General features: G+C 26.0%; 16 protein-coding genes. 8 read left to right on the top strand and 8 right to left on the bottom strand.

Going from position 1 to position 15,070, the window contains the following annotated elements:
* Window positions 1-221: 221 nt before the first annotated feature.
* Genes BUB01_RS05285 through BUB01_RS05295 form a run of 3 tightly spaced genes read right to left on the bottom strand, consistent with a single transcriptional unit; the run spans window position 222 to window position 2,389 of the window.
* Window positions 222-971, bottom strand: coding sequence for an ABC transporter permease (locus BUB01_RS05285; RefSeq protein ID WP_072985640.1), 750 nt, complete (start codon window positions 969-971; stop codon window positions 222-224).
* A complete protein-coding gene (locus tag BUB01_RS05290; RefSeq protein ID WP_072985641.1) occupies window positions 965-1,930 on the bottom strand; it encodes an ABC transporter ATP-binding protein in 966 nt (321 codons plus the stop codon). The genes BUB01_RS05285 and BUB01_RS05290 overlap by 7 nt, the downstream gene beginning before the upstream one ends.
* Window positions 1,931-2,389, bottom strand: a complete 459-nt coding sequence (locus BUB01_RS05295; protein ID WP_072985642.1) for a GyrI-like domain-containing protein — start codon at window positions 2,387-2,389, stop codon at window positions 1,931-1,933.
* A 381-nt stretch (window positions 2,390-2,770) separates the two neighbouring features.
* Here BUB01_RS05295 and BUB01_RS05300 point away from each other — a divergent pair, with 381 nt between their 5' ends.
* A complete protein-coding gene (locus BUB01_RS05300; RefSeq protein ID WP_072985643.1) occupies window positions 2,771-3,535 on the top strand; it encodes a MerR family transcriptional regulator in 765 nt (254 codons plus the stop codon).
* A 134-nt stretch (window positions 3,536-3,669) separates the two neighbouring features.
* Here BUB01_RS05300 and BUB01_RS05305 read toward each other — a convergent pair whose 3' ends face one another.
* On the bottom strand, window positions 3,670-4,140 hold the full coding sequence (locus tag BUB01_RS05305) for a spore coat protein (protein ID WP_072985644.1): 471 nt from the start codon (window positions 4,138-4,140) through the stop codon (window positions 3,670-3,672).
* A 516-nt stretch (window positions 4,141-4,656) separates the two neighbouring features.
* Between BUB01_RS05305 and BUB01_RS05310 the strand changes: the two genes are divergently transcribed.
* A complete protein-coding gene (locus BUB01_RS05310) occupies window positions 4,657-5,019 on the top strand; it encodes a VOC family protein (RefSeq protein WP_072985645.1) in 363 nt (120 codons plus the stop codon).
* Between the two features lie 98 nt (window positions 5,020-5,117).
* The gene (locus BUB01_RS05315) at window positions 5,118-5,654 is read left to right on the top strand and encodes a GNAT family N-acetyltransferase (protein ID WP_072985646.1); all 537 of its coding nucleotides are present in this window, start codon (window positions 5,118-5,120) and stop codon (window positions 5,652-5,654) included.
* A gap of 201 nt (window positions 5,655-5,855) precedes the next feature.
* Here the strand turns inward: BUB01_RS05315 and BUB01_RS05320 are convergent, their stop codons facing one another.
* Both BUB01_RS05320 and BUB01_RS05325 read right to left on the bottom strand, forming a co-directional pair.
* Window positions 5,856-8,327 (bottom strand): GxGYxYP domain-containing protein, encoded by a 2,472-nt coding sequence (locus BUB01_RS05320; RefSeq protein WP_072985647.1) that lies wholly within the window; start codon window positions 8,325-8,327, stop codon window positions 5,856-5,858.
* A gap of 308 nt (window positions 8,328-8,635) precedes the next feature.
* The gene (locus BUB01_RS05325; protein ID WP_072985648.1) at window positions 8,636-9,415 is read right to left on the bottom strand and encodes an SDR family NAD(P)-dependent oxidoreductase; all 780 of its coding nucleotides are present in this window, start codon (window positions 9,413-9,415) and stop codon (window positions 8,636-8,638) included.
* Between the two features lie 230 nt (window positions 9,416-9,645).
* Here BUB01_RS05325 and BUB01_RS23440 point away from each other — a divergent pair, with 230 nt between their 5' ends.
* The 5 genes from BUB01_RS23440 to BUB01_RS05345 all read left to right on the top strand — a co-directional run bounded on the left by BUB01_RS23440 (window position 9,646) and on the right by BUB01_RS05345 (window position 13,151).
* Complete coding sequence (locus tag BUB01_RS23440; RefSeq protein WP_200802842.1) at window positions 9,646-9,813, top strand: hypothetical protein; 168 nt, start codon at window positions 9,646-9,648, stop codon at window positions 9,811-9,813.
* 274 nt (window positions 9,814-10,087) lie between these two features.
* On the top strand, window positions 10,088-10,531 hold the full coding sequence (locus BUB01_RS05330) for a YbaK/EbsC family protein (RefSeq protein WP_072985649.1): 444 nt from the start codon (window positions 10,088-10,090) through the stop codon (window positions 10,529-10,531).
* 344 nt (window positions 10,532-10,875) lie between these two features.
* Window positions 10,876-11,676: a transporter substrate-binding domain-containing protein gene (locus tag BUB01_RS05335; protein ID WP_072985650.1), complete on the top strand. Its 801-nt coding sequence runs from the start codon at window positions 10,876-10,878 to the stop codon at window positions 11,674-11,676.
* A gap of 9 nt (window positions 11,677-11,685) precedes the next feature.
* The gene (locus tag BUB01_RS05340) at window positions 11,686-12,402 is read left to right on the top strand and encodes an amino acid ABC transporter permease (protein WP_072985651.1); all 717 of its coding nucleotides are present in this window, start codon (window positions 11,686-11,688) and stop codon (window positions 12,400-12,402) included.
* A complete protein-coding gene (locus BUB01_RS05345; RefSeq protein ID WP_072985652.1) occupies window positions 12,399-13,151 on the top strand; it encodes an amino acid ABC transporter ATP-binding protein in 753 nt (250 codons plus the stop codon). The genes BUB01_RS05340 and BUB01_RS05345 overlap by 4 nt, the downstream gene beginning before the upstream one ends.
* Window positions 13,152-13,297: 146 nt before the next feature.
* Here BUB01_RS05345 and BUB01_RS05350 read toward each other — a convergent pair whose 3' ends face one another.
* Entirely contained in the window at window positions 13,298-13,744 is a 447-nt protein-coding gene (locus BUB01_RS05350) for an RrF2 family transcriptional regulator (protein ID WP_072985653.1), read from the bottom strand.
* A 231-nt stretch (window positions 13,745-13,975) separates the two neighbouring features.
* A complete protein-coding gene (locus BUB01_RS05355; protein ID WP_072985654.1) occupies window positions 13,976-14,710 on the bottom strand; it encodes a hypothetical protein in 735 nt (244 codons plus the stop codon).
* Between the last annotated feature and the right edge of the window lie 360 nt (window positions 14,711-15,070).

Consider the following 15,070-nt stretch of genomic DNA (forward strand, 5'->3'; position numbering starts at 1 on the left):
TAAGTTACTAATAAACTTTTTATGAAATTGCTTAATATAAAATAATTACTCGTACTTGGATATTAGGAATGCAAGTACGAGCTTTTTGTAATGAGAGTTTATGTTTGTGCTAAGAATAATAGATGTAGTTTTAATATTATTTAAGGTTTAAGTTTTTACATTGAAATATTGGTCTAAAAGGTATTCTTAATTTACTCAAAAAAGAAGTAATTATATTAAAATCAATTGGTTGTCTCTTTTTTTAATCTCCACATTGCTAATAAAAAGCTTAAAATGCACAGTGCTGTAAATAGAAAAATAACAAACAATATATCTGAGAATAAAATAGTATCTCCTATTATTAAACTACGTAATGCATTGATGACATGAGTAAAGGGATTTATTAATATTATTGTTTTTAAAGTACCTGATAAACCTTCTATAGGGAATAATGCTGTACTTAAAAAGAAAAATGGTAACACAATTGCATTCATTACTGTTTCATAAATTACTTCATTAGGAAGAAGTAAGCTTATAGAATATGAAAGGCTTGACATGAAAAATCCTGTTAAAAATATAAATAAAATTATTAGTAATAAACCAACTAATCCTGTTTTAATTCTAACGGAAAAAAAGATACTTATAATTCCTAAAATTGTTACTTCTAAAAACGAAACCATTATTGCTTCGAATATTTGTCCTAGGACAATTGATTTTCTACTTATAGGAGCAATTAAAATCCTATAGAAGCTTCCATTAGACCGCATAATGAAATTTATAAAACCACAACTACAACAAGCACCAAAAGTTACTAAAACAAAGATACCAGGAAGAATGAAGGCAGTATAATTAGTTATTCCTAAATTTTTCATTGTATGATTAGCAACGGTACTATACATAACTAACCATAGAAGTGGTTGAACTATAGTAAATACAATTGATAAAGGATTTTCAAAACGCCATTTCATATTTCTCCATAAAATATTTAACATTTTTCTCCCTCCATTTTATATTTATTTGAGTTTGTTATTATAAGAAAAATATCTTCTAAGCTTGGCTTCATAATTTCTATTCCAATAAAATTCACACAATTATTAAGAAGCAATTTATTAATTTCTATAAAAGAACTTGAAATATTATTAGTTAATGATATGAAGAGAGATTTGTTTTTTAGTGTAGTAATTTTAGCCTTAAACATAGTATCAAAAGTATTTATATATTTTTTAGCCTCTTCAGTACTAGGAAAGAGAATACGTATAATATTTTGATTTATATAATTCTCGAGTTCATATCTTGAACCTTGGGCTAATATCTGCCCTTTTTTCATTATGCATATAGTATCACTCAGAAAATCAGCTTCTTCAAGATAATGAGTAGTAAGAAAGATTGTAGTTCCTAGTTCATCTCGGATTTTTAGAAGCATCTTCCACATTGTAGCTCTTGATTCTACATCCATTCCTACAGTAGGTTCATCTAAAAATAAGATTTTAGGTAAAGAAACTAGATTTATGGCAATATCAAGTCTTCGTTTTACTCCACCAGAGTAAGAGGAAACAGGGTACTTTAAATAGTTAGATAGATCAAAAATATCTATTAATTTTTTTATTCTTTCTTCAGCCTTTTTTGAATCAACCTTATATAGTCTACTTTGAAAAAGCATATTCTCCATTAAAGAGAGATGCTCATCTATTGAAACTTGTTGAGCAACACAAGCTATTTGATTTCTTACAAAATGAGGATTTTCAGATAAGTTTTTTCCTAAAATGTTTACTGTACCGTAAGTAGAATTATAAAAAGTTGTTAGAATATTAATTAGAGATGATTTGCCAGCCCCATTTGGACCAAGTAAAGAAAATATTTCTCCTTTTTTTACTGTTAGATTTAAATCATCTAATGCCTTAACACCATTTTTATATTGTTTAGTTAAGTTTTTTACTTCTATTGCAAACATCTATCTTACCTCTTCTATTGGGAATATAATTTCAGTTATATATTTATTTGGATTACCTTTTAAAAACATACCAGGTCCCTTGATATAAACTTCACGAAAGGGCATTTTTAAAGAAATAGAATGTTCTAATGCATATTGAGTTATAGCTTCATATGCTAGAAATAGGTTTTCATAAGAGCCAATATGAGTTGTACAAAGAGCTTTAATTCTAGGAGTTTCTTTTACAGAAATACCATTTTTATTAGGGGTTTCATTAGTAGGAACGCAAAGTTCTAATTCGCCTATTTTACTTTTTTTATCTAATGAATAATAACATAAAAATGGCGAACCATTTGAATTTCCTTTAATTGACTTAAATACATTTGGGAAAAATTTATTTGATTCTGTAACAACTCCTTTATACTGCATATAAGCTATCCTAATAGATTCAATATTTTTAATTTCGACGGTGTAATTCATTTTTCATATCTCCTTTTAATTATGAATTTTGTTGATTTGTATACAAATTTTAAAATCTCTAAAAATTATAAACTTTCTATTTATTTTGTATCATTACCTCCTTACCAAAAGTTTAGCATTAGGGAAAAAATATAACCTCTCTTTTACTGCACAATTTTGCGAGATAATAAGTAATTAAAAAAGATTTATTATGTTTAAAGATAAACTGTATGTTAATTTAATAAATTGAATAAAAAATAACCATTTAAAGGCTACTTTATATATATAAATTTTAAAAAATATATTGACTATGACGTTACGTGATAGTTTATTATAGATTTGTAGGATAAGATTAGTTTAAGAACTATATAAATAAATTTTTAATATATGGGGAGGTTTGTTATGAAGTATAAAGTGAAAGAGCTCTCTTCCTTAGCTAAGGTAAGTGTACGTACACTCCATCATTATGATGAAATAGATCTTTTAAAGCCTGAATATATTAGTGACGCTGGATATAGACTTTATAGCGAAAATGATATTGAAAGATTACAACAGATACTATTCTTTAAGGAATTGGACTTTAGTTTAAAGGAAATAAAAGAGATTTTAGATAATCCACACTTTAACAAAATCTATGCGTTAAATGGTCAAAAAGAATTATTAATAGAAAAGAAAAATAGACTTGAAAAAATAATAGAAGCTATAGACAAGAGTATAGTTTTAGCTAAAGGAGGACTTAAAATGTCAAAGGAAGAAATATTTAGTACTTTTAATATGGATGAAGTAAATAAAATCAAAGAGAAATATGCTAAAGAAGCTAAAGAAAAGTTTGGTAATAGTGAAGCATATAAACAAAGTGAAGAAAAAGGAGCTAAATATAATGAAAATGACTGGAAGAATATCATGGCTGATGCTCAAAAAATATTTGGTGAAATAGCAAGTATGATGGATAAAAGTCCTAGTGATGATGCTGTTCAGTCATTAGTAGATAAATGGAGACAATACATTAGTAAAAACTTTTATAATTGTACCATAGAAATCTTTAGAGGCTTAGGGCAGATGTATATTTATGATGAAAGATTTACAAAAAATATAGATAAAACTAAAGATGGATTAGCAAAATTCTTAAGTAAAGCTATTGAAATATATTGTAATAATAACAAATAAGATAGCTTAAGGTTAGAAAAATTAGAATATTAAATCTAAAAGATGAGTAAAGGTAATAAATATACCTTAGCTCATCTTTTAATTTATAGTAAGTTTAAATTTACTAAATTGAAATAAATTATTATAGAGTTAGGCTATTGAACAGTATACATTCCATGGCTTTCCATGTATTTAAATATAGCTTCTCCATGTTTTTGTTCTTCTTTTTGTATGTGATTTAATACATCACGAGCGTTAGTGTCTCTAAATTCAAAGATTGTAGTATCATAAGTTCCAGAAACATATTTTTCTGTCATTAATAAATCTGTGCACATATCAGCATCAGATAAACCAGTTCCAGTTGATTGAGTTGTAGAGTTATTTATAGAGGCTTGAGATGAACCTTGATTTTGTTTTTGGTTCATATCAGGAATTGTACCATTTAATAATTGATTAATACTATTAAGATGGTTTTTTTCTACCTCAGCATTAGCATCAAATAATTGTTTTAATTGAGTATCTTTAGTCTGGCTTGAGTATTGTGTATATTTTTCTATACAAAGTTGTTCATGTTTCTTTTGATCTTCTAGTAATGATTTTTCTTTTTGTGATAATGTTATATTCATAAATAATTACCTCCAATTTTAATTTACATAAATAGTATTAGTTTATATTACAGTGGATATACATATTAATTTTTAGAACTAAGTGAGAATCTAAATTTTTAATTTAGTTATTCGAACTTACTCATTCGAATGAAATGAGAAGGAGTTTCCTTTAATAATCCTTTATAATATATTAATGTTATAAACGAATAACTTAAGTAACATTTATAGTGATAAATCTCATAATTTTAAGGTTATTATATGAAAACTGGTTAATTCATGAGAAATGTTAGTTTAGAGAAGATTTACAAAAGTTAAAGAGAAAGAAATTTATTGACTTATAATGAAGAAGAATGATGCTAATATTATTTTTAAAATAAATATATTGAAAAATAATCCAGATAAGATACAATTGATATATAAGTAATTTTATAAAGTAAAAACTAACTAAGGAATAATTAGCAAAAGAAGAATTATGATTCTAATAATTATAATTTTTTGAAAATATAATAAGGAACTAAAAAGGGGGAAAACAATATGTATAGTGTAGATCATGTGAGCATAGTAACGAACAATTTAGAGGAAAGTATAAAATTTTATAATGAAGTATTGGGGTTTGAAGTAGTGGGGACAGAAGAAACAGAAGATTTAATAGCTTGCTATTTGAAGGTAGAGCATTTAATAATAGAATTAATGCAAGGTAAAAATAAGGTTGTTGATAGACCTAATGCAGGTGTCATTGATCATTTAGCTTTTCGTATAGATAATTTTGATGAAGAATATGAAAGATTAACTTCATTAGGAGTTAAAATGCTTTATGATATTATGTTATATGATGATAAAAAGTTTACCTTCTTTAGTGGGCCAAGCGGAGAGAGAATAGAAATATCAGAAAAGTAATAGAGTATTTATTGAGTTTAAAAGTAGTAATGGTTTATTATAAAATTACAAAAGTGTTGTAGATAAATTTATAATAAAGTAGCCCTAATAGTTAGGAGATGATTTCTGTAGAAACACCAATATTAGAAACAGGTAGATTAATTTTGAGACCATTTTGTATTGAAGATGCACAGGAAGTATTTGAGTGCTGGGAAAGTGATTCTGATGTAGCAAAGTATATGTTTTGGATAAGTCATAATGATATAAATAAAACTATTGGATGGATAGAAGAAGAAATAAGAAAAATAAATTCGGATGATTGGTACAGATGGGCTATTTTACTGAAAGAAACAGATGAGTTAATAGGAACGGGATTAATTTATTTTGAAGAAGAGTATGGAAAATTTGAAATAGCATATAATTTGGGTAAAAAAGCTTGGGGGGTTGGATATACAACAGAGGCTATGCAAGTAGTTATAAAATTTGTTAAAGAAAAACTAGGAATAAGAGAAATAGTTGGAAGACATGCAAAAGAAAATCAAGCGTCTAGTAGAGTGATGGACAAACTTGGATTTATATATGTTAAAGATATACCATATGAATGTAATATGGGCAAAAACTTATATGAAGGTAAAGAGTACATTCTAAAATTATAAATAGTAAAATTTGTAGAGTTGTGGTGTGAGAAATATTAAGAGTAATAAAAATTTCAAGTGATAGCGCATAGATTGTTCATAATATTAAAAAAGTAATTATAAATACAAAGAAGTATGCTAACACACATTTAGCATACTTCTTTGTATTTCATTAATGTATATTCTAACTTATATATATCTTCTTTTATAGGATTAGTAATATTAATGTTTGACATTATTCTTTATTAATTTCATAAATACTTCAGGTGTAACTATTTCTACTTTAGGATTTTGTTTTAATTTATTAATAGCATTTTGAACATTATTTAAATCTTTACTCCAAGCATGAACATAAACAAAGGTATAGCTACTTGGATTGTTTATATTTACTTGGTTATAATTAATTCTATCGTTAATATTTTTTGCGAGCTCATCCTCACTTTCTATATTTTTCCAAAGCAAATCTCTACAGGACACTATGGGTTTATTATTTGACCAAGTGATTTCACCATGAAAGTTATTATGTTTATGATAATCAAGATAAAATAAACCTTCTATATTAGATTTGGCTGTGAATTTATCCCAAAGCTTAGTGTTATAAAAAGAATTATCATCTATAATAGCTACATATTTTTGATCTACTTTTTTCATATAATTATTTAAAGTATTAACATATGTATTCAAAGAGTTTTTATCAAATCTACTAGGGTATATGTAGCCATTTCCTGATGGCGATACTATAAAATAATCATTATTAAGCCCAGTAGAAGCACTTTTATAATATAAGTTAAAGACAGTAGGTGCTAAGTAGTATAAAGAAGGACTTAATGACCAGCCTAAATTGAAATTACCCCTATCAGGTGAACCATACCATTTAGGAGAAGTATAATTACTTCCAAGTAACCATTGTTGATTATCTCCATCTGATATAATGAAGGTTATATAATGAACATTTTCTTTGGTAGGAATATTTAGCTTTGACTTTTGGTGCATTAGTGATAATGGAAAAGCACTTAATATAGTCAAATTATAAGACCAATCAGCAGCAACCATGCTTACGCCATATTTAGAGGTAGTACTTACATTAGTAAATTCATCTGGGCCCCAACCTAAACAAGTAGAGTCTTTTTCCATAGAGGAAAATATTTTATCTCTAAGACTTATATCATTTATATCATCTTCATAAAATATCAAAGCTTTACTAAGTATTGAATAATCTCTTAGTGAGGTATCTTTATTAGGAGATAATTGTATTACTAATGAATGGTTTAAACCGGCGTTCCATAAATTATTATAAGCCCAAGCTTTATCTGTATTTCTACAATCTGCATTAATAGTTGTTATGCCATGAGCTCTTACCTTATTTTCTATAGATTCATCAATTGCTATGCTATTTTTTAAAGAAGCAAATGAACAAGCATTATTTATAGATGGATCTTTTGAAGTTTTATTACTATAAAGTATATATCCAGCTATTTTATCTTTGAATATATCTAATAAGTCCCAGGGGTTTGAAACATTTTTATATTGGATTTTATAATTAGTGCTTAAATCATCTAACCAAATTTTATAGTCTGGTTGTGAAGAATTGAGTGTATATATTTGAGAAGAAGATTTGCTATTAACTTGTCCTTGAAGAGTAGCAATCATGGTTCTTTCACTTGGAGACATTGTATCTTGTGAAATAACATATAAATAAGTTGCCTTTTTAGCATTTTTTATATAATTAGAATTAGTTTTATTTTTGAAGATAGAAGAAAAACTACTACTTATAGTAGTAGCAGTAGTTTTTTTCCAATCACTCCATTTAACATTGAGATTATCGCCATTTTCTTTGCAATATTTATAGAAATTTTGTAAAAAAGTTAAAGCATCTTTATCATAAAAAGGTTTGATATCAGAATCTTTTAAATTTGCTAAAAATAGTTGTCTTTTAATAATATCATCAGCTGAAACAGTTTTGTAATTTTTCATCATGTCATACATAATCATAAAGGTAGTGGTTCTTCCCACACCATGTTTACAATGAAAATGAAGCCAATTATCTTTAGGTTCATTTTTTATTAACTGAATAAAATAATCGACCATATCATCTGTAGGCATTTTATCATCAGTAACAGGTATTCTGATATAAGCTAATGATTTAGACTTGGTAAGAGTTTCTTCATTTTCAACTTTAGTAGGAGTTATGGTAATGTTAGGGTAGTTGAAAAATGTAAGAGGCTCGTTTAATTTTATGCTAGCTAAGTCAATATTTTCCTTAGCTATTACTTGGCCTCTTGTAAGGTTTATGTTAGCATCATTTTTTTCATTAGCAAAACTAAGAGGAAGACCATTTGCAAAGCCATGTGATTCTTGTCTTAAGTCTACAACTGTTATAGGTAGTTTAGTACCTATTTTCTCTACAAGAAGAGGTAGATTATTTTCTGAAAACTGATGGCTACCAGAAATATTTAGTTTATCTAAGCCATTAAGATTAAGAGTTTTGTTATCTTGAATAATGCTTAAATCTGAAGTTTTACGAAAACTTCTTGGCATTTCAGTATAATGTTCTTCATCTAATATTATATGTACAGCATTAAAATCTGTAGGTAAAGGATTAGCATTTACTATTTTACTATCTACCAATAAAGGGCATAAAATATTTATTAATACTAATAAAAGAGATATAAGATTTTTAAATTTCTTATTCAAATAGTATCACCTCACTTAAGTAAATATCCAAATCTTAAATAAGCATCGAAACTCTCATTTTGCATTTCGAACTTACGTATGTATTTGATTTGGTGATTTAAGAAACTATAGTTATATATTACGTTACTAGAATAAATTCTATACAAGTAAATTTATATTTCTTTTATAAAAAAACTGCATAAGTTTATAAAAGAATAGTATATTATTGAAGAGAAGTTTTAGGAAGGAATTAGATGATGTAGATAGAAATAGTGGTAATCTAAAGAGATATTTTTAGATTACCACTATTAATATATTAAATAAATTTATTATTTAAACATTTTATATACGAAATTATAATAAGTTTTTTGTGGTAATATATGTTCAAGTTCTATTAATAATTTTGATATTATACCACCGCATAAGCATACAGTTCTATTTTTATCTAAGTATTTCATTGACTTTTCAACTACAGCTTCAGGTTCTTCCCATCTAATAAGTCCTTTATTTATTTGCTCACTTTTGGAAATACCTAATTTCTCATGAAAATCAGTTTTTGTGAAAGAAGGACATAAAGTTTGAACTTTAATGTTATAATTTTTAAGATCAAGAGATAAGCTTTCGGTAAAGAGTTTAACAAAGGCTTTTGTTCCAGAGTAAACTGAAGACTTAGGAGATATAAGATAAGCACTTTCTGAAGAAACATTAATTATAATGCCTTCATTTCTTTCTAGCATACCTGGTAATATTGCATATGTTAATTTTGTTGTACAAACAACATGTAAGTTTATCATATTTAAAAGCTTTTCTAAGGATTCATTATAAAAAAAATCATATGTTCCAAAGCCTGCATTGTTTATTAGAACATCTATATTATTATGTTTAATTTTTTCTACTAAAGCATCAATTTCGTTAGTATTTGATAAATTAGATATTATAGTACATACTTTAACGCTATAAGTATATTCAAGTTCTTTAGCTACTTTTTTTATTAACGGTTCGCGTCTACCTATAATGATCAAGTTATAGCCTAATGAAGCAAATTTTTTAGCAAAGGATTTTCCTATTCCACTTGTAGCTCCAGTTATAAGTGCTAATTTTTCTTTCATAATATATTCTCCATTTTATAATACTTAACAATTCAATATATGAATTATATTTAATGTGTGTTATAAAATAATTTTTTATTTGAAATACTAATATTTGTATAAAAAAGTTAATTGTAATAAAAGTAGTTCTATCATAATAAATATTTATACAGACATTAATTAAATCTTTACATATAAGAATTTAATTAGAACATATATATTAAAAATTTTAGATTAAGGAGATTTGGATTATGAATAGAAAAAATGATGAACAAAAGTTTACTAACATGAAGGGCGTAGGGAATTTTACTAGAAATGCTATAGAGAATTTTGAAGAAAACATAGTAGAACAAAAGGATTACTTAGAAAAAGTTAAAATTCATGAAGAAATGAATAATGATAATAAAAGTAAAAAATGAAAGATAAAATTTTTTTATAATTAATAAAATTTTAGGATTTAAGCAATAAAATAATTAGCACATTTTGGAACTATATAGTATAATAAGAGATATATTATTAAATACGCATATTAAAATTTTTAATATGCGTATTTATTTAATTCTAATTATATAAATTCAAATTAATTTTTTACATTTCAATTATTTAAAACTATAGACTGCTCTAAAAGTTATAAATGTAGATTATTTATTAGAATCTAATATTTAAATTAATTATTGATAAGGAGATTAATATATGGAAACTATAAGAAATATTTTAATTAAAAGTGGATATTTATTTGAATTTATTTATAATGAAAAACCTATTTATATAGCACAAGATGGTGTTGATTATTTCAAAATTGATATTAATCAAACAGCTGCGACACTAATCTTATATACTGAAAAAGGTTTTTATGCATTAGTAACATCAGGTGGAGGTTCTCGTGTAGATTTTAGAGTTATAAAAAAAGAATTAAATTGTAAAAATATTAGGCTTGCAACTAAAGAAGAAGTTAAGGAAGTAACAAATTTTTCTGTTGGGACAGTTCCTCTATTTAATCTATCATTACCATACATAGTAGATAAAAGACTTATAGAATTTCCTTTTATTTATGGGGGTTCTGGTGATTTAGATTTTACTTTAAAAGTTGACCCACAAGCTCTTTTAAGTCTAAATGATGTAGTTATGCTATTATAATAATTTAAATTTTAACTAAATTAATAACCCTTCATACTATGTATTTTATTAATTAAATTTATTAGAAAATACGTTTATGTAGAAAGGTTAGTTTTATGTTAATATACTATAAATTAAAAAAAGATTAAACTTATTAAAATTTGATAAGTTTAATCTTTTTATATTTATATAGAAAATAATCTTTAGCTTTAAAATTAATATAAATAAAATAACAAAGTTTACCAAAAGAATATATTTACTAATATTCATTACAAAATATTTCTTACTATTCCTATTGACTTAGTAGGATATATTTTGTATTATAATATTAAATTAAATAAAAGTAGATTAAAGAGGTGTAAATTATGAAATTAAAAGTTTTATTAGCGAGTATATTAACTATGGCAGTATTACTAGGTGGTTGTGCAAGCAATTCTAATAGCAGCGCCAAGAGCAGTGATAAAAAAGATGTTGTAAAAGTAGGGACAGAAGGAGCCTATGCACCCTTTACATTCAAGAATTCAAAAGGTGAACTTGACGGTTATGATGTTGAAGCAGTTAGGGAAATAGCAAAAAGAGCTAAGATAGATGTGGAATTTGTTACAGCACCTTGGGATAGTATGTTCCTTGGATTAGAATCAAAAAAATTTGATATGGTTGCCAATCAAATAGCAAAAAATAAAGAAAGAGAAGAAAAATATATCTTTTCAGATTATTATTTAGTATCAGCAGCTCAAGTTATAGTGGTTGAAGATAGAAATGATATAAATAGTATTGAAGATCTAAAAGGTAAAAAAGTTGGAAGTGGTACAGGCAGTAATTATACTAAAAAGTTAATAGATTTTAATAACCAAAATAAAGATAAGAAGATAGATATAAAATACTATGAAGGTAACTTTGGAATAATCTTAGATGATGTAGTATCGAAGCGTATAGACGCAACTTTTAATGATAGACTATCAGTAGCTTATAATGTTAAACAAAATGGAGTAAAGGTTAAACTTGTAGGAGAGCCTATAGATATAGAGCCAAGTTATTTTGTATTTAGACCAGAAAGCAAGGAACTTCAAAAGAAAGTTGATGAAGCTTTAAAATCAATGAAAGCAGATGGTACTTTAGCCGAATTATCTAAAAAATGGTTTGACGCTGATTATACTAAAAAGTAGGGTGAAACTATGAAACAAATATTAAATTTTGAATTTATGATTGGGGCTTTTGGTAAAATACTAGAGGCTCTTCCAACAACAATATTATTAACAGTAGTATCAATGTTTTTTGCAGTTATAATAGCTTTTTTGGTAGCTATTATAAGAATTTATAAGGTATCGGTTCTAAAAAACATTACTGCTATATATGTATCATTTACAAGGGGAACTCCATTACTAGTTCAGATTTATCTTGCTTATTATGGAATACCTAAGTTTTTAGATTATATAAATAAAAGTCATGGTTTATCTATGGACATATCTAATATTCCACCAATTATATTTGCATTTGTATCATTTTCTTTAAATGTAGGGGCTTATTTATCAGAAACATTTAGAGCTTCAATTGAAGCTGTTGATAAAGGTCAGATGGAAGCTGCATTATCAGTTGGTATGACTAGAATACAAGCATTTAAAAGAATAATTATGGCACAAGCATTAGAAATGGCGTTGCCTAATATAGGAAATACTTTAATTAGTTTAGTTAAGGATACTTCTTTAGCATTTAGTATATCAATAGTAGATTTGATGAGCCAAGCTAAGTTAGTTGGTGCAGAAGGTTTAAATTTCTTTGAGGTTTATATAGTAGTTGCTATTATCTATTGGATAATATGCATATTTATTGAGAAAGCATTTGTCTTATTAGAAATTAGATTTAAAAGGTACAAAGGTGGTGTGGTAGTATGATTAAGGTAGAAGGGTTAAAAAAATCTTTTGGTAAATTAGAGGTGTTAAAAAATATAGATTTAAATATAAAAAAGGGTGAAGTAGTTGTAATAATAGGACCGAGTGGTTCAGGAAAGTCTACCCTTCTTAGATGCTTAAATCTAATGGAAAAGCCAAATGAAGGAATAATTACTATTGATGATATTAAAGTAGATACTAAAAGTTATAAAAGAAATGAAGAGTATACTTTGAGAAAGAAAACTGCTATGGTTTTTCAGGGATATAACCTTTTTAAAAACAAAACTGTTTTAGAAAATATAATGGAAGGTCTAGTTGTAGTTCAAAAAAAATCTAAAAATGAAGCAATTGAGATATCTAGAAACTTGCTTAAAAAAGTTGGACTTTCTGATAAAGAAAATAACTATCCTTCACAACTGTCAGGTGGGCAGCAACAAAGAGTTGCAATAGCTAGAGCTGTAGCTTTAGATCCAGAGGTAGTTTTATTTGATGAGCCTACATCGGCACTAGATGCAGAAAAGGTTTATGAAGTATTAGAAGTCATAAAATTGCTTGCAAAAGAAGGTATGACTATGGTCATAGTAACTCATGAACTTGAGTTTGCAAGAGATGTAGCTGATAGAGTTATATTTGTTGAAAATGGAGCAATAATTGAAGAAGGAATTCCAAATGATATTTTTACTTTTCCTAAAGAAACTAGAACTAAACAGTTTCTAAGAAGAATCAACTATGGGGACAATTACGTTATATAAGCTCAGAAAGTGCAAGTGAAAATCTTTGCACTTTTTTGAATCAAAAAAACAAATAATAAAGAATACAAATAAAAAATAGCACTTATATTTTTAAAATATTAGTACTATTTTTAGAATATTTTTTTAATTGATAGAACATTTCAAAATTAAATAATGTAATCAAAAAAATAATTTGAAGTCTTAATTCTATGATCTTCAGCTATATCTTCAAGTGTTATAGAATCAACTACTTTATTTATACTTTCATTAACTTTTTGCCAAACAGTAGAATTTATACAATTTTCAACTGTTTGATCAATTTCTTCTGGAAGGTCAATATCGCCAGTTATACAAAGGTCTCCTTCAAGAGCTCTTAAAACTTCACCAACTGTTATTTCTTTAGGTGTAGAAGCTAAAGTATAGCCACCTTGAGAACCACGAATACTTTTAACAAGACCAGCTTTTCTAAGTGTTGAAAAAACTTGTTCAAGATAGTTTTCAGATATTCCTTGTCTTTGTGCTATTAATTTTAAAGAAACATACTCACCGTTAGAATTTACAGCAAGGTCTACCATAGATCTTAGACCATAGCGGCCTTTAGTTGATATTTTCATATATTTTATTAACTCCTTTAACTTATAATCCTTAAAATAATGATATTACATAAAAAATATTAAGTCAAATAATACCCATTGAATTAGTAGGAATTATGATGGAAAGTTATAATATTTAATTAATTTAGGAATTTTCTTTAATGAATATACTTTTCTTTTATAAAACATTTTTAATCAATATTTTATAAAAAGAAAGTATATGCTTTTTGATTAACATATACTTCTTTTATATTATTTATACATAAAGTAAGATATTGGATCAGTATCTTTACTTTGTTCATAAGAGTTTATCTTTCTAACATGATATACTTGTCCATTAAATAATCTTGCTTGATTATCGACTATATAAGCATAATCATAGTTTCCAGGGTTTACCCAACCCATAAATATATATACATGTCTATAGTTTGCTGTGAAGCAGATGTCTCCAGGTTTTAAATTTTTTATATTAGTATCTTTTTTAAAACCTTGTCTACTTAATTGACTATAAACTTGTGATACTAATGATGTTGATAACGGTATATTGGATAGTCCATTTCTTCTTAATACTTCTGAAGTAAAAAATGCACAATTGTTAATAGTGATACCACTATGAAGTTGAACTGCTTTATTATGAACACTTACTTGGTTTTCAGTATTTAACATATAATTATATATCTTTGATTCTAATGAACCATGAAAGTCAGTAGCTTTATATGGGAATCTATACGTATTAGACTTATAAAAGTAGTTTTTGTTTACTTGTTCAACTTTAGATTTTCCTAATAATAAACGATTGTCCACACGTATAACGTTTGGATCTATTACTATAGGTTTATTTGGTGTAATAGTTGTTGGTGAAAGAGTAGTTATCTGTTTTATAGATGTTGATGGAGCAGCATATACATTAATATTACTTGAGGCAAAAAAAGAAGTTCCCATAATAATACTTAGCACAATTAAGGATATACTTTTTTTAGTTTTCATATCATTTGTAACCACCTTTTAGATATTTAATAGGGCTATTCAATTGTTTAATTTTATATGCTTAAATCTAGGTATATAAGTAGTTAAATATTAAAACTAATAAATGCTTTAAGGTTATGTTATATTATCGAAAAAAATAATTAAAATTTCATATTATATACGATAAAAATTATTTTGTAAATTTTCATTAATATTGAAAAATATTAAATTAAAGATAATAAGAAATTATATAATTTGTAAAAAAAATTTTGTATTGACAAAGTTTTGAAATATATATATATTAAAATTGTAAAATATTTTGAATTATATTTTAAGAAAGGAGATGTTTTAGATGAAAAAAGTTAATAAGGTGATTTTAGT

The organism is Clostridium cavendishii DSM 21758, from assembly GCF_900141845.1.
GTDB classification, from domain to species: Bacteria; Bacillota; Clostridia; order Clostridiales; family Clostridiaceae; genus Clostridium_AG; species Clostridium_AG cavendishii.